This window comes from Halorhodospira sp. 9622, from assembly GCF_022228025.1.
Taxonomy (GTDB): Bacteria; Pseudomonadota; Gammaproteobacteria; order Nitrococcales; family Halorhodospiraceae; genus Halorhodospira; species Halorhodospira halophila_A.
Genome location: NZ_JAJNRE010000009.1, coordinates 90,974 through 111,269 on the forward strand (window position 1 = coordinate 90,974; position 20,296 = coordinate 111,269).

Sequence of the window (20,296 nt, forward strand, 5' to 3'; positions counted from 1 at the left end):
GAGTACGGAACCTAACCGCTCGTCCGCGGCGATTCAACGCCAGCCTCAGCGGCCGATCTGCAGGACGTCGCCGCCACGCAGCAGTTCGCAGTGCACCCCTGCGGCAGCGGCCTGCTCGCGCAGCTCCTCCTCGATACGCGCCGCCGCACCGGGTTTGAGGTGCGTGACCCACACCCGCACGCCTGCGGGCCAGTGCCGCAGTTCGTCAACGAGCTGTGCTGGCGTGTAGTGGCCGACCTGGCGGGCCAGGGATTCCAGGGCATCGGGGAAGGCGCACTCGATGATCAGGGCATCCGGCATCCCCAGCTCTTCAAGCCGCTCACGCAGCGCCGGCGAGGCACCGGTATCGCCGCTGAAGACAAGGCTGCCGCTGCCATCGTCGATGCGATAGCCCACAGCCGGGACGCTGTGCCGCGCCGGCAGCGGCGTGATGTGGAACGCACCGAGGATCAAAGCCTGAGCGGAGGGCAGCGGCTCGAAGACAAGCACCGGCTCCTGCGGGGTGGGGATGGCGGTGAAATCCGGCCACAGGACGCCGTTGAACAGGTGCTCGCGCAACACGTCGAGCGTCGGCGCAGGCGCATGGACCCGGATGGGCGGGGTGCCGTCACCGATACGGGCGTCCGCCATCAGCCCCAGGTAGGCGGTGTGATCCAGATGGGCGTGGGTCAGCAGCACATCGCGGATGCCGCCGAGCTCCGCGGCGGTCAGGTCGCCGACGCCGCTGCCGGCGTCGACGAGCAGCCAGCCGTCCACCAGAAAGGCGGTGGTGCGCAGCCCCTGGCCGATTCCGCCACTCGTGCCCAGCGCGCGCAGCTCCATCGCCCCTCCGGTGGTCTCGGGTCGCCGCCCGGGACGACCCGAGGGTCACTCAGCCTTTGCGGCGCAGGACCCAGATCTCCAGCAGCGACCACTCCTCGCCAGGATAGTTCTCCTGCTCGAGCTGCGACATGCGCCGGTGGCGCGAGGCCATGCTGCCGACGAACTCGAAGCGCTCGAGGAGCATGCGCTTGGTGGCGTCGGCCTTCTCCAGGGCGAAGGGATTGAGGAAGTTGACCAGCATGTACCCCTCCCCCTGCTTGCTGGCAAAGGCGTCGAGGATCTTCTCGATGGCCTCCGGCTCCAAGTAGACCAGCGCGGCGGTGGAGATGACCACATCGGCCTCGGCCATGGTGCGCTCCACGGCCTGCTGCGTCTCGGCCGGCGGGGCGTTAAGGTCGGCCTCGATGGTCTCGTCGTAGATACCGGCCTGCTTGCCGTAGGCGAGCGCACTGCCGGAGATGTCGATCCCGGTGACGCGCGCGGGGAAGCGGCGCTCGGCCTCGATGTTCAGTGCGGCGTCGCGATCGCGCCAGTTGTGGCGGATGGCCTCGAAGTCCATGCCGTACAGGGTGGCCATGGTGGTGTTGCCGAAGCAGGCGCACAGGTCCACGAAGTTCACCGGCTGGCCACCGGCGGTCTGCTTCTCGACCCAGGGCAGGATCAGGCGATCGAAGGTCTGGCGATTGAAGTTATCGGAGACGTAATCGAGGGCGTCGAGGATCTGTTCCTTGAAAGGAACCGGGGAGTCGGCGATGTAGATATCGTCGAAGTGCTGTTTCTTTTCGTCGGTCTTGACACCGGTGTCGCTCATGCGGGCTTCTCCCTTTCGCTGATTTGCGGCGTATCCTCCCGCTGAGGCCCCCGCGGGTCAAGCCGGACACCGCCCGGCACGACACCGCGGACCATTGTGTTCAGGAGCCTGCGCGCGTACCTTTCCCACAGGGAGAGTCCGACAGAATGCTCAGGAGGGACGATGGAATTCGACACGCTCGGTGGCAAGCTGGCGCTGGTTGGCCTGACCGGTGTGGCCTTCGCCGTTCTCTACATGCTGTTCATCGCGATCGCCGTCGATCCGCGGCTGATCTCGATGGACTGGCTGGTGGTCTCGGTTCTGGCAGGTGCCGGATGCAGCTACCTGATCTACCAGTACAAAGGCATCATCAAATAGAGCGCACCTGGGCCGTCCGGATCGACTGCGCCGGAGCGCGAGCGTAGACGGCTTTACTGCGAGCAGCTCTGGCGAAGACAGTAGCGGTCGCCCACCCCTACACCGGACGCGTTGTGGTCCGCCGCCCCCGCTGCTACGGTCCGTAGGGTATGACCTACTGCCTCGCCATCGCGGTGGATGAGGGCCTGGTCTTCGCATCGGACAGCCGCACCCACGCCGGCGTCGACCAGGTCAGCACCTACAGCAAGATGTTCGCGTACGCCCGGCCGGGCGAGCGCAATCTTGTCGTGCTCTCCGCCGGCAACCTGGCCACCACCCAGGCGGTGGTCCGGCGGCTCAACCGCGACTGGCAATCCGGCGCTGAGCCCTCGCTGGCCACCGCGGCCACGCTCGAGGACGCCGCCGAGTACCTCGGCGAGGTCAGCGTCGAGCTGCAGCGGCGCACCGTGGAGCAGTCGGGCCAGCAGACCGGCCTGGCCGTGGAGGCAACCTTTCTGATCGGCGGCCAGATCCAGGGGCAGGCGCCGGGGATCTACATGGTCTATCCCCAGGGCAACTTCATCACCGCCTCACCGCTGCACCCGTTCCTGCAGATCGGCGAGACCAAGTACGGCAAGCCGATCCTCGACCGCATCGTCTCCGAACGGCTGGAACTGGACCGGGCGGCAACCTGTGCGCTGATCTCCATCGATTCGACCATGCGCAGCAATCTCTCCGTGGGCCCGCCCGTGGAGCTGCTCACCTACCGTCGGGACAGCCTCGACCCCGGCCACTACCGCGCCTTCCAGCCAGACGACCCCTACTTCGCGGGACTGCGCGAGGCCTGGCGCGACGGCCTGCAGCAGCTGTTCGATCAGCTCCCCGCCCCGCCGCTGGACCCGGCCGACTCCACCACCTGCTGAATGAAACGCAGCTTCTCGGCCCAGCCTCGCCCACGCTCTCCAGTCGCATGCCAACAGCGTTGACAAGTCAACGGCCATCGCTAACGATAAGCGTGGCGTCCCCTGATCGAGGTACCATGGCTATGAACCCGGCAAAGCCCGAGATCTCGTTCCGTGAACTTGGCGAGCGGCAAGAGCAAGAGCGTCAGCGTCTTGAGGAACTGCTGCGCCACGGGTCACGGGAGGAGTTGCGTGCCGAAATGCAGCGGCGGCGTGCACAGATCGGCGCGGTAGCCTGGAACCCCGGCGGACGGTTCGCCCCCTGATTACCGCCCTCGCAGCTGCTGCAAGGTGGCAGACCTACGGAACTCCATCGCCGAAATCTACGCCGCCTACGAACAGGCCGGCGGCTCTACTGAAGACTTTATCCTGATCGGGGGAAATGCCGGTTTTCAGTGGTATTTTGCCCTCACCAACGCCGATCACTCGGCTGTTAACGAAAGCCATCCGCTGGACACCGTAGACGTCGACCTCCAACTTCGAGGCGGCGAACCGGGCGGATTCAAGGCTCGCATCCAACGCCTTGCTGATGCTATTGGCGCCGAGATCGCTTGGCCCGGTTTCGACGACGCCACCCCGGAACTCGCCCGACTCCGCGTCCCCAATTATCATGGCCCCGGGCTGGATCTCGCGATCGATCTTTTACACGGCCCACACGGACTCAAGGCCGCAGAGATCGAACGGCACGCCGAAAGACTGTTCCACCCGGACGGGGGCCGACAACCGCTGTCGTATCCCATACTCCATCCGGTCCACGTGGTCATCGCATTATGCGAAAACTTCATCGACCTGCCGAGCAAGCGCACTCTGCTCACACTAAACCGGATCCGGGCGCTCCTGCCCATTGTCCGCAAATACCTCGTCGCACAGGCAGCCTACGCTGCGGATCCCGGGAAGGGGGATGCGGATGCGCGAAAGCAGGTCCGCAAAGAGGCACGGTGGGGAATCCAGGAACTCATGAGACGCAGCGCTACGGCGCGCTATGCGCAACTGTACGTCGATGACGGCGTCGATATCACCGAGGGCGTGCCGCTTCGCGAAGAGGCCCCGCTCAACCCGGCGTTCTGGGAGTCCGAGATGCCGGCCTTGCGCGAGCGCATCGAAAACCGCCGGCAGCGGGTACGTAATCGAATCGCACAAAACCGACGATCGGTCCGCCGATAGCTACCTTCGGGCTATACTGATCAGCCGCGCCTCGACCCCGGCCACTACCGCGCCTTCCAGCCGGACGACCCATACTTCGCGGGACTGCGCGAGGCCTGGCGCGACGGCCTGCAGCAGCTGTTCGATCAGCTCCCCGCCCCGCCGCTGGACCCGGCCGACTCCACCACCTGCTGAATGAAGCGCAGCTTCTCGGCCACCGGCGCGGTGACCTTGAAGGGATAGGGGTCGCGCTGCCCCAGGCTGCGCGCCAGGGCGTTGAGCGCCTCGCTGAGTTCGTGCCAGCGCTCCAGCAGCCGCTCGATGTCCTCGCCCGGCTGCGGCAGACCGGTGAGCTGATAGACCCCGGCGGTCTCCAGGGCGTCGGTGATGTGCAGGAAGTGGGCCCAGCTCTCGGCCCAGTCCTCCCAGGGGTGCGAGGCGGCGTAGGCACTGATGTGCCGCACGGCCCAATCCGGCCCCTGGGGGCCATGCTGGTAGTAGCGCTGCAGCGCTTGCTCGTAGGGCTCACGCTCGTCGCCGAATAGCTCGCGGAAGCGCTCCTGCCACGGCGAGCCCTCGATCAGCCGCATCCAGTAGTAGTGGCCGATCTCGTGGCGCATGTGCCCGAGCAGCGTACGGTAGGCCTCGCCGAGGGCGATGCGCGTACGCTCGCGGTGGATCTCGTCGGCCTCGGCGACGTTGATGGTGATCCGCCCCCCGGCGTGGCCGGTGATGATCTGCTGCGGCCCCTCGGGGGTGTCGGCATCGGCCAGGAACTGAAAGACCAGGCCGCGCTGCGGATCCTGCCAGCGATCGGCCAGAGGCAGGCCCAGGCGCAGCAGATCCGTGATCAGGTAGCGCTTGGCCGCCTCCAGCCGCCCCCAGTAGATGCGATTGAGCTCGTTATCCAGGTCGGGGATGGTATCCGTCAGGCGGCAGGCCAGGCACAGGGCGTCGCCGCTTTCCGCGGGCACCAGCCAGTCGCAGCTGGCAGCGGCCACGTTGGCGCAGTTGCGGTAGCGCTGCCGCCCGCCGCCGGCGGCCCGCCACAACCCGTCGGCGCCGGCATCCAGGGCAACCACGGCGCGGCGCCGCGGATCGAACCCCAGCGCCCGCTCGCAGCTCAGGCAGCGGGTATTGCCGAAGTGCAGCCGGTTGCCGCAGGCGCAGTGGAAGAGGCGCATGGCTCAGCCGTCCGAGAAGTAGGTCTCACCCAGGCTGTCATGGACCTGGCTCAGATCAACCTGCAGGGCGTCCAGCCGCCGGTGCAGCGCCCCGGCATCCAGCGGGACTTCCACCGGGGCGGTGGCGCGGCGCTCAGCGGCGGCGAGCAGCCGGCACGGGGCCTCGGGGTGCGGGAGTTCTTCCAGCGCCCGCTCCATGCGCTGGGTGCAGAAGCGCACCGAGCGCGGGAAACGGTCATCGCGCAGCAGGAAGTCGACCACCGCCGGCCCCTGGATCCCCGGGCCGCGCTGCTGCCGGAACTGGCTGTAGCCGCCCAGGTAGCGGAGCATGTTCATCCACACCGCGTCGTCCCAGGTCGGCGGGTGGTCGTCCTCGTCCCGCGGCAGCGTCGCCGCCCGCACGTCGATGGTGCGGGTGGTCATGTCGGCCCGCTCCAGATGCCGGCCGAGCATCAGGAACTGGTAAGTCGGCCCGCGGGAGAGCGTACCCTCGATCACCCCGCTGATCCCCTGGGCGTACTCGATCACCCCGCGCAGGTAGTCGAAGCGGTGGGCCCGCTCCACCGCCGTACCGGCGCCACGGTGGGTGTGGAAATAGAGCTGGTTGATGCGCTCGCGCAGCTCGTCGGGGAGCAGATCGCGCACGGTGCGGGCGTTTTCGCGCACCCGGGCGATGGCCGCGTGGATGGAGCTCGGGTGCTCCGAGGCCGGGATGAGCTGCACCATGGCGGCCCGCTCCGGGGTGAGGTTCGGGTCGCAGTGCGCGGCGGCCTCGGGCCCGCCAAGGACCTCGATCAGCGCCCGCCAGTCGATGCGCACCGCGTGGGGCTGATCCAGCGCCAGATGGGTGCCCGTACTGATCAGCCGCGCGGTGTTCTCGGCGCGTTCCAGGTAGCGGGCCATCCAGTAGACGTGTTCGGCCAGGCGCGAAAGCATCAGCCGCCCTCCTGCTCGTCGGACCTCACATCGACCACCCAGGTGTCCTTGCTGCTGCCGCCCTGAGAAGAGTTGACCACCAGCGAGTCGCGGGCGTTGGAGACACGGCTGAGTCCGCCGGTGGTCACGTGCTGCCGCGCCGCCTGGAGAACGAAGGGGCGCAGGTCGACGTGGCGCGGCTCCAGGTGTTCGCCGTTGAACGTGGGCACCGTGGACAGGCTGAGCGTCGGCTGCGCGATGAAGTTGGCCGGATCGCGGCAGATCTGCTCGGCAAAGGCGCTGCGCGTGGCGGGATCGGCGTGGGGGCCGATGAGCATGCCATAGCCGCCGGACTCGTTGGCCGGCTTGACCACCAACTCGTCCAGATGGTCGAGCACATAGGCCCGCTCGTCTTCGAACAGGCAGCGCCAGGTGGGGACATTGGCCAGCAGCGGCGCCTCGTCCAGGTAGTAACGGATCAGCTCCGGCACGAAGGAGTAAACCGCCTTGTTATCCGCCACGCCGGCCCCCGGGGCATTGGCAATGGCCACCCGCCCTGCCCGCCAGGCCCGCATGAGCCCGCGCACCCCCAGGGCCGAGTCCGGGCGGAAGACCTCCGGGTCGAGGAAGTCGTCATCGATGCGCCGGTAGATCACGTGCACGCGCACCGGGCCGTAGATGGTGCGCATGTAGACGCAGTCGTCCTCGCCGACGAACAGATCCCGCCCCTCCACCAGCTCGATGCCCATCTGCTGCGCCAGGTAGGTGTGCTCGAAGTAGGCGGCGTTGTAGACGCCCGGGGTGAGCAGCACCACCTCGGGGTTGTCGGCGTCGGCCGGGGCCAGGCTGATCAGGGCGTCGAGCAGCTGCCCGGGGTAGTGGTCCAGCGGCCGGATGCCGGAGCCCTCGAACGGCTCGGGGAAGACCTGCTTCATCACCTCGCGGTTCTCCAGCATGTACGACACGCCGGAGGGGACGCGGAGGTTGTCCTCCAGGACGTAGAGGGTCCCGTCGCGGTCGCGCACCAAATCGGTGCCACAAATGTGGGCCCATGCACCATAAGGGAGCTTCAGGCCCTGGCACTGCGGCCGGAAGTTGCGGGACTGCTCGAGGATCTCGCGGGGCAGAATGCCGTCCCGGATCACCGCCTGCTCGTTGTAGAGATCCTCGATCAGGCGGTTGAGGGCGGTAAGCCGCTGCTTGAGCCCGGCCTCGATCCGCCCCCACTCGCGGGCGTCCACCACGCGGGGGATGACGTCCAGGGGCCAGGCGCGGTCGATGTTCTCGCCGTCGCTGTAGACGGTGAAAGTCACGCCCTTGTCGCGGATGAAGGCGTCCACCGCCCGCATGCGCTCGGCCAGGTCGTCCTCGCAGATCGAGCTCAGGTACTCGAACAGCAACCGCGCCGCCGGGCGCGGCCGGCCATCGGGCTGCAACAGCTCGTCGTAACGCTGATCGGTGTCGAAGCCTTGGAATCGGGGTGCCATTGGGGAGCTCCTCTCTCGCCCTCCCTTAGCTAAGCACACACCGTGCCAGGCTTCCCACCCGGGCGTTCAAGTCCCGCAGAAGGTGCGCACCACCGCCTGCCCCATCTCCGGGGGCCGGGCCAGATCGGCGTGCTCCGGCTGATCCGACCACGGATCGGCGAGCACCCCGAGCAACCGTTCCATGGGGGCGAAGTCCAGTCGCTCGGTGGCGGCGTCCACGGCCCACTGCGCCAGGTGATTGCGCAGGACGAACGCCGGATTGACGGCGCGCATGGCCGCGCGGCGCTCGGCATCGCTGCGCCGCTCCGCCATCAGCCGCGCCCGCCAGGCCGACAGCCACGCATCCGCCGCCTGCGGATCCCGGAACCCCTGCCGGAACCCATCATCCCCGCGCGCATCGGTCCCGTCCAGCTCGCCGAGCCGCCGGAAGGTCAGGGTCCAGTCGGCCCCTTCCGCCGCCATACGCCGGAGCAGGTCGTGGACCAGATCATCGTCGCCGGGGCGCGCCTCGGCCAAACCGATCTTCGCCCGCAACCCGGCGCGATGGACCGCCTCAAAGTGCGGCCGGTAGCGGCTCAGGGCCTCGCGGGCGCGATCCACGGCGCTGTCCGGGTCGTCGTCGAGCAGCGGCAGCAGCGCCTCGGCCAGGCGCGCCAGATTCCACTCGCCGATGGCCGGCTGCTGATCGAAGGCGTAGCGCCCGAAGTGGTCGATGGAGCTGTAGACGGTGCCTGGATCGAAGGCGTCGAGGAAGCCGAAGGGCCCGTAATCGATGGTCTCGCCGGCCACCGAGAGGTTGTCGGTGTTCATCACGCCGTGGATGAACCCGACGTGCATCCAGCCGGCAATCAGCTCCGCGGTGGCAGTGGCCACCGCCTCGAGCAGCGCCTGATAAGGCTGCGGTGCCCAAGTGCAGTGTGGATAGTGGCGGACCAGGACGTAGTCGGCCAGCCGCCGCACGGCCGCCTGGTCACCGCGCCGAGCGAAGTACTCGAAGGTCCCCACGCGCACGTGGCTCGACGCCACCCGGGTGAGGACCCCGCCAGGCTCCGGGCTGTGGCGCCAGACGGTTTCGCCGGTGGCCACCGCCGCCAGGGTGCGGGTGGTGGGGATGCCGAGGGCGGCCATCGCCTCGCTGGCCAGGTACTCGCGCACCACCGGGCCGATGGGCGCGCGCCCGTCGCCGCCGCGGGAGAACGGCGTCGGTCCGGCGCCCTTGAGCTGGATATCGCGCCGAACGCCGTCGACATCGATCAGCTCGCCGAGGAGCAGCGCCCGGCCGTCGCCGAGCTGCGGGACGAAGTGCCCGAACTGATGCCCCGCGTAGGCCTGGGCAACGGGATCCGCCCCGGCGGGCACCCGATTGCCGGCGAATACCGCCAGCCCCGCCTCGCCCGCCAGCGACTGGGGCTCGAGCCCGAGCTGCCGGGCCAGCGGGCGATTAAGCCGCACCCACTGCGGCCGCGCCACCGGGGTCGGCCCGAGCCGGGCATGGAAGCGATCGGGCAGCGCGGCGTAGGTCGCCTCCCAAGGCAGGCTGTCGATCTCGCTGAGCGGTGGACGCACGGCACCACCCCGCAATCCGCTGATTGGGATTCCATGATGCCGCGATGACGGCGCGCATTCGGCCCACCCGGCGTCCGGGAAAACCGGCCCCGCCGATGGAACCGCTCCGGCCCGCCGGCTCCGGGCTGCCCACGGCCATTCCTTCGGCCGGCGCGCCGCACCGGCCAACCAACAAGGAATCGAGTGGACATGGTATCTTGAATACCCAGAAGAAAAGGCAGGCTTTCGCGCCTGGGTGGCGACGGGGCTCCCGCGGTGGACGCCGGGCCGGTGCTGGCTTACGGTAGATGCCACGGGCAACCCCCGGGACAGGCAGGGATTGCGCGCCCCCCAGCGCGGCTGCCGCGGGCTCAAGATCGGGTAGTTTGAATGGCGCCAGACGATAGCCGCGCAGACAAGGACGACGCCCAGCGACTGATCCGCCGCGCCCTGGAGGCACTCCAGGGGGCGTTTACCGTTTCGCCGGTGCCAACCGGCGGCGATGAGGACCAAGCGCGCCTGGCCCTGCCGGCGCTGGTGCTGGCCACGGAGGCGGCGGCCATCGCCGTGCTCGACGAGCGCGGCGGGATCATCTTCGCCAACCCCAAGGCGCGGCAGCTCCTCGATCTCAACCACACCACCCCGCCCGGCGACGATCGGGCCCCGGATCCGCCGTCGGAACTGCTCGCCTTCCGCCTGGTGGCGATCACCGGCACGCCGCTGTTCGACGCCCGCTGCGAGATCCACACCGCCGAGCGCGGCCGGCACGTCCTCTCGGTCAATGCCGCGCCCCTCCCGGACAGCGGAAACGGGCCGCCGCTGGTGGCCCTGGCCATGACCGACCTCACGGGGCAGTACGACTACTACGAGCACGCCCTGCGCGAGAGCGAACAGCGCCTGAAACTGGCCACCGAGGCGGCCGGGCTCGGCGTCTGGGAGTACGACCTGAAAACCGATACCTACCACTGGGACGAGCGCATGATGGCCATCTACGGCCTGGACGAATCGCAGCGGCCGGTCACCTACCAGGACTGGCTGGCCCTGCTGGTCCCGGAGCACCAGGACCGGCTGCATGCAGCGAGCAGCCCCGGCGCCGGGCGCGGCGAACGCCGCGAGATCGAGTTCCGCATCCGCCGTCCCGACGGTGAGCAGCGCCACATCCGCGCCGTCTGGCAGGGCATCGAGGATCCGCACGGACGGACCCAGCGGCTGGTGGGCACCAACGAGGACATCACCGAGCAGCGCGAGCTGCAGAGCGAGCTGGAGTACCGGGCCGCCCACGACCCGCTCACCGACCTGTTCAACCGGGCCAAGATCCAGCAACTGCTGCGCGCCGCCCAGGCCGCCTTCACCCGGCACGGTACGCCATTCGCCGTGCTGCTGTTCGATGTGGATCACTTCAAGCGCGTCAACGACCGCTACGGCCACGGCGCCGGCGACGCCGTCCTCTGGGAGATGGCCCGGCGCATCGAGAGCGTCCTGCGCGAGACCGACCACATGGGCCGCTGGGGCGGCGAGGAGTTCCTGGTCCTGGCCAGCCAGACCGACGAGGCAGGCGCCAAGACCCTGGCCGAGCGCATCCGCCGCCAGGTGGCCCAAACGCCCTTCGAGGGCGTGGGCACGGTCACGGTCAGCCTCGGGGTGGCCGCGGCCGAGGCCGGCACCTCCCTAGAGACCCTTGAACAGCGCGCCGACCGCGCGCTCTACGCCGCCAAGCACAACGGCCGCAACCAGTCCGTCCGCTACTCCCGGCTCCCGGAGACCGCCGATGATGGGCCTGCAGCCCCTGCTCGATGAGGCGGTCGCCCGCCGCGCCTCGGACCTGTTCCTGACCGTCGGGGCGCCGCCGGCGCTGAAGATCGACGGCACCGTCACCGCGCTTGAGGCCAACACGCTGGACTCCGCCGCAGTCCGCGAGCTGGTCGCCGAGACCCTCAGCGACACACAACAGGCGGAGCTGGCACAGACCCGCGAAGCCAATTTCGCCATCGTCACCGAGACCGGCGCCCGCTTCCGGGTCAGCGCCTTCTACCAGCGCGGCGAGCCCGGCCTGGTCATCCGGCGCATCGAGACCGCCATCCCCACCCTGGACGACCTCGCCCTGCCCGGCGTGCTGCGCGAACTGGCCACGCGCAAGCGCGGGCTGATCCTCTTCGTCGGCGGAACCGGCACGGGCAAGTCCACTTCCCTGGCCGCCATGATCAACGAACGCAACGCGGCCGCCCCGGGGCACATCCTCACTGTCGAGGATCCGGTGGAGTTCATCCACCCGCACCGGCAGTGCCTGGTCACCCAGCGCGAAGTCGGGGTGGACACTGCGGACTTCGAGACGGCCCTGCGCAATGCCCTGCGCCAGGCCCCGGACGTCATCCTCATCGGCGAGGTGCGCTCCCGCGAGGTGATGGACTACGCCGTCGCCTTCGCCGAGACCGGTCACCTGACCCTGGCCACCCTGCACGCCAACAACGCCAACCAGGCCCTGGATCGGATCATCAACTTCTTCCCCGCCGACCGGCGCGAGCAGCTGCTCATGGACCTGTCGCTGAACCTGCAGGCGATCGTCGCCCAGCAGCTGATTCCCGCTGCCGACGGCCACGGCCGCGTCGCAGCGCTGGAGGTCCTGCTCAATACGCCCCTGGTCCAGGAGCGCATCCGCAACGGCGAGATCGACACCCTCAAGGCCACCATGGCGGCCTCCGAAGAGGCCGGCATGCAGACCTTCGACCATCACCTGTATCAGCTCTACACCGAGGGCCGGATCCGCTACGAGGACGCCCTCGCCCACGCCGACTCGGCCAACGAGGTGCGGCTGCGGGTGAAGCTCGAACGGGAGGAGGACGGCACCGACGCGACGCCGTCGGGCGGGAGCGGGCTGCGGTTGCGCAGCTGAGCCACCGCCCCGCCGCCGCCCCCGGCAGCGCCCGGGTTATCCCGAAGCGCGGTCGCGGCGCGCCCCCTCGATCTCCTTCTGCCGCTTCGCCAGGCGCCGGGCGAGGACCACCTCGCCGGTACGCACGAAGTGCTCGTGGTTGGCCTCCACGTCCTCGCGGATATAACGGTAGTTCACCATCAGGCCGTAGGACTCGCGCAGCCGCGCCGCCGAATCATCGGCGAAGGGATTGACCTGCTCCAGCCGGGCCCCGTTGCTCAGGTGGAAGCGGGCCACCGGATCGGCCACCGTGCCCCGGCGCTTGACCCGGGTCAGGTAGGCCCGGGCGACTCGCTCCAGGGGGGCGGCCAGCACCGCCTCGTGTCCGTGGGGTTCGGCCAGCAGCAGCCGGAAGGCCGCGACCGTATCGCCCTCGCCCGCAGCCTTGTGCAGACGGTCGCGGTCGTCCGCCAGCAGCTGTTCCAGCCAGGCGCGATCGATCGCCGGCTCCGTACCGTCGCCCCCCTCCAGCGCCCGGGCGAGCCCGGGCACCGGCGAGAGCGTGACGAACCGCTCCACCTGCGGGAACTCCGCAGCCAGCTCCTCCATAACCTGCTTGAGCAGGAAGTTGCCGAAGGAGATGCCGCGCAGCCCGAACTGGCAATTGCTGATGGAGAAGAAGACCGCGGTGTCGGCCTGGGCGGGATCGGCAACCGGCTCCTCCGGCGAGAGCAGGGGCCCGGTGCGTTCCGGGATTCCCTGGACCAGCCCCACCTCGACGAAGATCAACGGCTCGCCGGGCAGGGCCGGATGGAAGAAGCCGAAGCAGCGCCGGTCGCCTGCCAGGCGCCGGCGCAGATCCTCCCAGCCCTGGATGGCGTGGACCGATTCGTACTTGATCAGCTTCTCGAGCAGCCGCGCCGAGCTGTCCCAGTCGATACGCTGAAGCTGCAGGAACCCCGGATTGAACCAGGAGCTGAGCAGATGCCGCAGGTCCTCATCCACCGGCCGCAGGCCCGGGTCCTCGCGGAGCCTCTCGAGCAGGTGCTCGCGCAGGGCCACCAGCACCCGCGTTCCGTCGGGCGCCCGGTTCAGCCGGCGGAAGAGCTCCTGGCGCGGCGGCTCGGCCACGCGCTTGAGCGCATCGAGACCGTCCCGGCCGCCGCTCTGCCGGTAGCGTTCCGCCGCCTCGCGGACCTGATCGGCATCGCACTCGAACTCGTCGCGCAGCGCCTGCAGAAAGTTCCCGGTACCTTCCGGATCGAGGCGTTCCAGACCGCGGACCACCTCCCGGGCCAGCGCCGCGCCGCTGGCCTCGCCCCGGCTGGTTAGCAGCTCCCGGCAGTGATCCGCCAGTTGCCGACTGGTCTTCGCACCGCCCTTGACCCGCGAGAGCCGCAGCCCCCGATCGGCTACCGAATCCACCAGACGATTCCACCAGGCTGTCTTCATGGCGTCACCCCATCAGTGCGTCGGGCAATCCCGTGGCAATGGCCGGGAAGATGGAAATGATCACGATGGCCAGGAGCATCAGCAGCATGAACGGCAATGCCCCGCGCAGGATCGCCCCAAGCCGCACGTCCGGTGCGATCCCCTTGAGCACGAAGAGGTTCAGCCCCACGGGCGGGGTGATCAGGCCGATCTCCAGGTTGATGGTCATGATGATCCCGAACCAGATCGGATCGAAGCCGGCCTCCAGGACCATCGGCAGCAGGATCGGGGCGGTCATCGGGATCACCGCCACCGGCGGCAGGAAGAGCCCGGCGATGAGCAGGAAGACATTGATCACTGCCATCAGCGTCCACGGATTGACGTCCAGGGCGGCCACGGCCGCCGCCGCGGCCTGCGGGACGTGGAGCGAGGAGAGCATGAAGCCGAACAAACCGGCGCAGCCGATGATCATCATGATCATCACCGAATCGCGCATGGCCGAATGGACGATGCCCCACCACGCCCGCGGCCGCCAGATCCGGTAGAGCACCACGACCATCAGGATCGCTGCCACGGCACCGACCCCGGCCGCCTCCGACGGGGTCGCCACCCCGCCGTAGAGCGCCCACATGATGAACACGATGATCAGAAAGAACGGGATCAGCTTGGGCAGCTTGGCGAAGCGGTCCTTCCAGGAGTAGTGGATGTCGCTCTCCAGCCGGGCGAGCGTCCCGGAACGCCAGGCGACGAAGACCGCCCACATCGAGAAGAGGACGATCAGCAGGATCCCGGGCAGGATCCCGGCCAGGAAGAGGCGGCCGATGGAGGTCTCCGTCGCCACGCCGTAGATGATCATGGTGACACTCGGCGGGATCAGGATGCCCAGCGTCGAGCCGGCGCCGATGGCCCCGGTGGTCAACCCCTCGGGGTAACCGCGACGGCGCAGCTCCGGGATGCCCATCCGGCCGATGGCGGCACAGGTCGCCGGCGACGACCCGTTCAGCGCGGAGAACAGACCACAGGCCCCGATGTTCGAGACCACCAGCCCGCCCGGCACCTTATAGAGCCAACGGTGCAGCGCCTCGTAGACGTCGGCGCCGGCCCGCGAGGACGCAATGGCCGCGCCCATCAGGATGAACATGGGGATGGCCACCAGCGTAAACTTGTCCATCGACCCGTAGAGCTGCTCGGCGAGCATTTCCACCGCCCCGACCCCCTCGAAGAAGATCAGGAACGCCGCAGCGGTCAGCCCCAGGGAGAAGGCCACCGGCGTACCGAGCAACAGAAAGACCAGCAACACGGCCAGGATGGCCAGTGCGATCCAGATGACAGTCATGCAGTTCTCCTCCTCGCGGCACTGCCCCGTTTATTGTTCTTTGAGCAGTTGCTCGGCTTCGCTGGGGAAGGGGCGCTCGCGGCCCGTGATGATGGCCGCGGTCTGGGCGATGTACTCCAGGCTCAGCAGCAGCATGCCCACCGGCATGGCCAGGTAGGGGATCCACAGCCGGGGCCCCCAGACGGACATGGAGCGCCACTGCGTCTCGTAGTACTCCAGCCACCAGATGAAGCCGGTCACGAGCAGCAGGACCACAAAGCCGAACCCGAGGGTGTTGGCGACGACCGCCAGGATCCGCTTGCCGCGTGACCCGAGCAGCATGGGCAGCAGATCCATGGTCACGTGGCCGCGCTGCTGCAGCACGTACGGGCTGCCCAGCAGGGTTGCGCCCACAAGCAGGAAGGTCACCAGCTCCGTCTGCCAGTACGTCGATTGATTCAGCCCGTAGCGGACGAAGACCATCTGGCAGACCACCAGAGCGGCCAAGACCAGCATCAGGGAGGCGAGCGTCGCGGCCCCCGCGTTGAGGCCCCGCACCACGCGCAGGAATAGATCCATGGCAGGTTCTCCCGTCACACGGTGGGAAGAGGGGGACGCGCGCACCGTGGCACCGATGGGTACGCGCGTCCCCGTGGCGGTCGGCTCCCGCGTCAGTCGACGCTCAGGGCCTTATTGAGCAGCTCCTGGCCGCGCGGGGTGCTCTCCACGAACTGCGGGAAGGCACTTTCCTCGGCGACGCTGCGCCAGGCCTCGAAGTCGCTGTCGTCCATGAAAGCCACCTCGACGCCCTGCTCGCGGAAGAGCTCGATCATCTCCTGATCCGATTCCTGCGCCGCCTCGTAGGCGAAGGCCTCGGCCTCCTCGCCTGCTTCCAGGAGGACTTGCTGCTGCGCCTCGGTCAGGTCGTTGAACGACGCCTTGGAGATCAGGATCGGCTCGTACATGAACCAGAGCGCGTAATCCCCCGGCGGGGTGACGCACTCGGTCTGCTCGTAGAGCCGGTAGGAGACCCAGCTCGCCGAGCTGGTCAGCGCCGAGTCGAGCACGCCGGTCTGCAGCGCGGTGTAGATCTCGGAGCTCGGCATCGAGTTGATCGACGCCCCCGCGGCCGAGAGCATCGTCTCGAACGACTGCCCGGCACCGCGGATCTGCGCGCCGTCGACGTCCTCCGGGGCCGTGATGCACTGCTCGTTGGACCCGAAACCGCCGGCCAGCCAGGTGTGGGCCAGGACCTTAACGCCGTTGTCCTCCATGACCTCGACGATCTCGTCCATGAATGCGGACTCATTGAGCCGCTGGGCGTGATCGTGATTCTTGACCAGCCCCGGCATCAGGGTCAGGTTGAACTCCGGATGCCGACCACCGGCGTAGGCCAGCGGTAGCGCGGTGATATCGAGACGGCCGCGCGCGATCGCCGGCCACTGCTCACGGGCCCCGTACAGGGACGAGTCGGGGTAGACACGGATCTCCAGACCGGTATCGGACTCGGTGGCCCGATCCGCGAGGATCTGCACCATCTCATCCCGAAAATCCCCTTGGCCTCCCGGCCACTGGTGGGACGCGGTAAGCCGGACCTCGCTGGCGGCGAGGCTCGAAGAACCAGCCGCGAGGACCGCGGCGGCGGCAGCGGACACGCTCAGTTGCGCAATCCGGCGTTGCGGATGACTGTTTTTCATCGGGACTCCTCCCAAGCGGCATTGGATCGTCGGGATCCGACCGTCGCCGGTGCCCGGTGACCGGGTCTTGTTGTCCGCAGCGACGGCCGGATCGGGTCTCGCTTACTGCTCTCGAATGGCTGGATCCTCCCTTATTGGTGCCTGTCGGTTCGGGGTATCCGGTTCAGTGGCGTTGCCCGCCGCCCACCAGCGTGCGCCCCTGCTCGAGCAGGTGGCCCTTCATGCAGGCGTCCGCCGCCTCGGGATCGCGATCGCGGAACGCCTCCATCAGCTGCCGGTGCTCCCCGAGCGAGGCCTGCAGGCGACCCGGCGTGCGTAGCTGCCGGTGGCGGGCCAGGATCAGGATGCGGCGCAGCTCCGCCGCCACCCGCTGCAGATAGGGGTTGCCGCACAGCTCCTGCAGCCGGGTGTGGAAGCGGTAGTTGTGTTCGTAGTACCGGTCGATATCGCCGTCGGCCGCGGCGGCCTCCAGCTGCTCGTGCAGCTCGAAGAGCTCATCCACCGCCTGCTGATCGATGCGTTCCACGCACTCGCGGGCGATGAGCCCCTCCAGCACGGCCATCACCGGGAACAGGTGGGCCAGATCGTCCTGGGACAGCTCGCGCACACGGCAGCCCCGGTGCGGCTCGAGCGTGACCAGGCCGTCGGCGTCGAGGATCTTCAGCGCCTCGCGGACGGGCGTCCGGCTGACGCCGAGCTCCTCGGCCAGCGCAAGCTCATCCACCCGATCCCCCGGGCTGAGCTCCTGCCGGAAGATCCGTTCCCGCAACAGGTCTGCAACCTGGCTGTACATAGCTTTGGTGCGAAGCGAATTGGCCATGGCCTTGCGTGACTCCCTGGCGTTGGCGGTTTGTAATTATGAATGTAGAATCTATAATGCACGCCGTCAACATGGCGACGAATACGCCACGCAACCGGGGCTCCGGCCACGCCCGGCCCGCCCCGCAAGAAGAAGGCGAGGAGGAGCGATGACCCCGCAACCCACGAGCCATCCGGCCGCTCACAACCTCTACACCACCCTGGCGCAACGGGCCGCGGCGACTCCGTCCAAGCCCTTTTTGATCACACCGGAGCGCGGAACCTGGACCTACGACGAGGCCTTCGGCCTGGCCGAGCACCTCTCCGCGGTCCTGGAGCAGATCGGGGTCCGGCGCGGCGACCGGGTGGCCGTGCAAGTCGACAAGAGCCCCGAGGCAGTCGCCCTCTACCTCGCCTGCCTGCACGCCGGCGCGGTCTTCCTGCCCCTGAACACCGCCTACAAGCGATCCGAGCTCGCCTTCTTCATCCAGGATGCGGAGCCCCGCCTCGTGGTGGGCGCCCCGGAGCGTGCCGAACTGCTGCGTGGGATCGTCGCCGAGCACCCGGCGACGCGCCTGGAGACCCTCGATGCCGCGGGCGGCGGAAGCCTGCTGGAAGAAGCGGCCGCCGGCATCGGACCGGCCCCCGCCACCGCCGCCGTCCATCCCGACGACCCGGCCAGCATCCTCTACACCTCGGGGACCACCGGCCGCCCCAAGGGCGCGGTGCTCTCCCACCGCAACCTGAGCGCCAACGCCCTGGCGCTGGAGGCCGCCTGGGGGTGGCGCCACGACGACGTGCTCATCCACGCCCTGCCGATCTTCCACGTCCACGGCCTGTTCGTGGCGCTCCACTGCGCCATGCTCGGGGCCTCGACCATCCACTTCCTGCCGCGCTTCGACGCCGGGCAGATCGTTGCCCTGTTGCCCGAAGCGACGGTGCTCATGGGCGTACCGACCTTCTACACCCGGCTCCTTCAGCACGAGGGGCTCACCGCCGAGCAGTGCCGAACCATGCGGCTGTTCGTCGCCGGCTCGGCACCGCTGCAGGAGCAGACCTTCGAGGCGTGGCGGGCACGCACCGGCCACGCGATCCTCGAGCGCTACGGGATGACCGAGACGGGGATGAACCTGTCGAACCCCCTCGATGGGGAGCGTCGGCCGGGCACGGTCGGACGCCCCCTGCCCGGCGTCCGGGCGCGGATCGTCGATGACACGGGCCACGAGGTGCCGCCGGGAACACCCGGCTCCCTGCAGATTCGGGGCCCGAACGTGTTCAACGGCTACTGGCGACTGCCGGAGAAGACCCGCGAGGAGTTCACCGATGATGGCTTCTTCATCACCGGCGACATGGCGCAGGTCAGCGAGGACGGCTACTACGCGATCATCGGCCGCGAAAAGGATCTGATCATCAGCGGCGGCTACAACGTCTACCCCAAGGAGGTGGAGAACGAGCTCGACGCCATGGATGAGGTGCAGGAGTCGGCGGTGGTGGGGCTGGACCACCCGGACCTTGGCGAGGCCGTGACCGCGTTCATCGTCCCCGCCGATGCCAACCGGCCGCCGGCCGGCGAGACCCTGATCCAGCGGCTCAAGGCCGAGCTGGCCGGCTACAAGGTGCCTAAGCAGGTCCACGTGGTCGACGAGCTACCGCGCAACACCATGGGCAAGGTGCAAAAGAACGTCCTACGCGAGCAGCACTCCGCCTAGGCCACCGCTGCCGGCTCAGGCGGCGGTGGCAACACCCCGTCCCTCCCCGCGGGAACACCCCGGCGCGCCATCGGCGCGTCGGGATGTCCGGCCCGTATTGTCCGCCCCACCCAGGGTTGATAATCTGCAAACACCGTTTACAAAATCCCGAGGGTGCATATGGACATCACGGACCTCCTCCGCTTTGCCGTCGAGCAGGGCGCTTCCGATCTGCACCTCTCGGCCGGGCAGCCGCCCATCATCCGCGTGGACGGCGACATCCGCCGCATCGACGCGCCGGCGTTCAGCCACAAGGAAGTGCAGCGGCGCGTCTACGACATCATGAACGACGGCCAGCGCCGCGAGCTTGAGGCGCGGATGGAGACCGACTTCTCCTTCGCCGCCCGCGGGCTGGGCCGCTTTCGCGTCAACGCCTTCCAGCAGGACCGCGGCATGGGCGCGGTTTTCCGGACCATCCCGAGCGACATCCCCACGCTGGAGGGTTTACAGGCGCCGACGATCTTCCAGGACCTGTGTCGGCTGACACGGGGACTGATCCTGGTCACCGGGCCCACCGGCTCCGGCAAGTCCACCACCCTGGCGGCGATGATCGACGAGAAGAACCGCCAGGACGCCGGTCATATCCTTACCATCGAGGATCCCATCGAGTTCGTCCACGAGCCGCAGCGCTCGCTGATCAACCAGCGCGAGGTCCACCGCGACACGCAGAGCTTCGACGCCGCCTTGCGCTCGGCGTTGCGCGAGGATCCGGATGTGATCCTGGTCGGCGAGCTGCGCGACCTGGAGACCATCCGCCTCGCCCTGACCGCCGCCGAGACCGGTCACCTGGTCTTCGGCACCCTGCACACGTCCTCGGCGCCGAAGACCATCGACCGCATCATCGACGTCTTCCCCGCCGCCGAGAAGGCCATGGTCCGCTCCATGCTGTCGGAGTCCCTGCAGGCGGTCATCTCGCAGACCCTGCTCAAGCGCATCGGCGGCGGCCGTGTCGCGGCCCACGAGATCATGATCGGCACCTCGGCCATCCGCAACCTCATCCGAGAGGACAAGGTGGCGCAGATGTACTCGACGATCCAGACGGGACAGGCGCAGGGGATGCAGACCCTCGATCACGCCCTGCAGCGGCTGCTCCAGCGCGGCGAGGTGGAACACGCGGTGGCCACGGCGGCGTCTGCGCACGGGCTCGCCTGAGGGCGCCTGCGTACACCGGTTTGGGCGTTTACGGCTGGTCGCTGCGAACCCACGGGCGCACACAGCCCGGGCGCGATCACA

Annotated in this window: 19 protein-coding genes; 8 read left to right on the forward strand and 11 right to left on the reverse strand. The window is 68.6% G+C overall.

The window, feature by feature from the left end; genetic code table 11:
* Positions 1–45 precede the first annotated feature (45 nt).
* Both LRG07_RS07155 and LRG07_RS07160 read right to left on the reverse strand, forming a co-directional pair.
* Complete coding sequence (locus LRG07_RS07155; RefSeq protein ID WP_238642051.1) at positions 46–822, reverse strand: MBL fold metallo-hydrolase; 777 nt, start codon at positions 820–822, stop codon at positions 46–48.
* A gap of 49 nt (positions 823–871) precedes the next feature.
* The gene (locus LRG07_RS07160; RefSeq protein ID WP_201242804.1) at positions 872–1,633 is read right to left on the reverse strand and encodes a class I SAM-dependent methyltransferase; all 762 of its coding nucleotides are present in this window, start codon (positions 1,631–1,633) and stop codon (positions 872–874) included.
* Between the two features lie 162 nt (positions 1,634–1,795).
* Here LRG07_RS07160 and LRG07_RS07165 point away from each other — a divergent pair, with 162 nt between their 5' ends.
* From LRG07_RS07165 to LRG07_RS07180, 4 genes are all read left to right on the forward strand, one after another.
* Positions 1,796–1,990 carry a hypothetical protein gene (locus LRG07_RS07165; RefSeq protein WP_201168112.1) on the forward strand — a complete coding sequence of 65 codons (195 nt, stop codon included), beginning with the start codon at positions 1,796–1,798 and terminating at the stop codon, positions 1,988–1,990.
* A 149-nt stretch (positions 1,991–2,139) separates the two neighbouring features.
* A complete protein-coding gene (locus LRG07_RS07170; RefSeq protein ID WP_201242803.1) occupies positions 2,140–2,892 on the forward strand; it encodes a proteasome-type protease in 753 nt (250 codons plus the stop codon).
* A gap of 116 nt (positions 2,893–3,008) precedes the next feature.
* A complete protein-coding gene (locus LRG07_RS07175; protein WP_201242802.1) occupies positions 3,009–3,197 on the forward strand; it encodes a hypothetical protein in 189 nt (62 codons plus the stop codon).
* Between the two features lie 25 nt (positions 3,198–3,222).
* Positions 3,223–4,095: a hypothetical protein gene (locus tag LRG07_RS07180; RefSeq protein WP_238642052.1), complete on the forward strand. Its 873-nt coding sequence runs from the start codon at positions 3,223–3,225 to the stop codon at positions 4,093–4,095.
* 125 nt (positions 4,096–4,220) lie between these two features.
* Here the strand turns inward: LRG07_RS07180 and LRG07_RS07185 are convergent, their stop codons facing one another.
* The 4 genes from LRG07_RS07185 to LRG07_RS07200 form a co-directional block, all read right to left on the reverse strand.
* On the reverse strand, positions 4,221–5,258 hold the full coding sequence (locus LRG07_RS07185; protein ID WP_201168124.1) for a putative zinc-binding metallopeptidase: 1,038 nt from the start codon (positions 5,256–5,258) through the stop codon (positions 4,221–4,223).
* Between the two features lie 3 nt (positions 5,259–5,261).
* Positions 5,262–6,194 (reverse strand): alpha-E domain-containing protein, encoded by a 933-nt coding sequence (locus LRG07_RS07190; RefSeq protein WP_201168125.1) that lies wholly within the window; start codon positions 6,192–6,194, stop codon positions 5,262–5,264.
* Positions 6,194–7,660, reverse strand: coding sequence for a circularly permuted type 2 ATP-grasp protein (locus LRG07_RS07195; protein ID WP_201168126.1), 1,467 nt, complete (start codon positions 7,658–7,660; stop codon positions 6,194–6,196). Before LRG07_RS07195 ends, LRG07_RS07190 begins: the two co-directional genes overlap by 1 nt.
* A 66-nt stretch (positions 7,661–7,726) precedes the next feature.
* Entirely contained in the window at positions 7,727–9,226 is a 1,500-nt protein-coding gene (locus tag LRG07_RS07200) for a protein adenylyltransferase SelO (protein ID WP_238642053.1), read from the reverse strand.
* 369 nt (positions 9,227–9,595) lie between these two features.
* Between LRG07_RS07200 and LRG07_RS07205 the strand changes: the two genes are divergently transcribed.
* Positions 9,596–11,002, forward strand: coding sequence for a sensor domain-containing diguanylate cyclase (locus tag LRG07_RS07205; protein WP_201168130.1), 1,407 nt, complete (start codon positions 9,596–9,598; stop codon positions 11,000–11,002).
* Entirely contained in the window at positions 10,977–12,095 is a 1,119-nt protein-coding gene (locus LRG07_RS07210) for a PilT/PilU family type 4a pilus ATPase (protein WP_238642056.1), read from the forward strand. The genes LRG07_RS07205 and LRG07_RS07210 overlap by 26 nt, the downstream gene beginning before the upstream one ends.
* A 36-nt stretch (positions 12,096–12,131) precedes the next feature.
* Here LRG07_RS07210 and LRG07_RS07215 read toward each other — a convergent pair whose 3' ends face one another.
* The 5 genes from LRG07_RS07215 to LRG07_RS07235 form a co-directional block, all read right to left on the reverse strand.
* Complete coding sequence (locus LRG07_RS07215; protein WP_238642054.1) at positions 12,132–13,526, reverse strand: malonyl-CoA decarboxylase; 1,395 nt, start codon at positions 13,524–13,526, stop codon at positions 12,132–12,134.
* Positions 13,527–13,530: 4 nt separating this feature from the next.
* The gene (locus tag LRG07_RS07220) at positions 13,531–14,841 is read right to left on the reverse strand and encodes a TRAP transporter large permease (RefSeq protein ID WP_201168135.1); all 1,311 of its coding nucleotides are present in this window, start codon (positions 14,839–14,841) and stop codon (positions 13,531–13,533) included.
* 30 nt (positions 14,842–14,871) lie between these two features.
* Positions 14,872–15,399, reverse strand: coding sequence for a TRAP transporter small permease (locus tag LRG07_RS07225; protein ID WP_201168138.1), 528 nt, complete (start codon positions 15,397–15,399; stop codon positions 14,872–14,874).
* A 92-nt stretch (positions 15,400–15,491) separates the two neighbouring features.
* Positions 15,492–16,517: a TRAP transporter substrate-binding protein DctP gene (dctP, locus tag LRG07_RS07230; protein ID WP_238642055.1), complete on the reverse strand. Its 1,026-nt coding sequence runs from the start codon at positions 16,515–16,517 to the stop codon at positions 15,492–15,494.
* A 163-nt stretch (positions 16,518–16,680) separates the two neighbouring features.
* Positions 16,681–17,337, reverse strand: a complete 657-nt coding sequence (locus tag LRG07_RS07235; protein WP_201168143.1) for a GntR family transcriptional regulator — start codon at positions 17,335–17,337, stop codon at positions 16,681–16,683.
* Between the two features lie 148 nt (positions 17,338–17,485).
* Between LRG07_RS07235 and LRG07_RS07240 the strand changes: the two genes are divergently transcribed.
* Both LRG07_RS07240 and LRG07_RS07245 read left to right on the forward strand, forming a co-directional pair.
* Positions 17,486–19,024 (forward strand): AMP-binding protein, encoded by a 1,539-nt coding sequence (locus tag LRG07_RS07240; protein WP_238633027.1) that lies wholly within the window; start codon positions 17,486–17,488, stop codon positions 19,022–19,024.
* A 159-nt stretch (positions 19,025–19,183) separates the two neighbouring features.
* The gene (locus LRG07_RS07245; RefSeq protein ID WP_238637132.1) at positions 19,184–20,215 is read left to right on the forward strand and encodes a type IV pilus twitching motility protein PilT; all 1,032 of its coding nucleotides are present in this window, start codon (positions 19,184–19,186) and stop codon (positions 20,213–20,215) included.
* Positions 20,216–20,296: the final 81 nt, after the last annotated feature.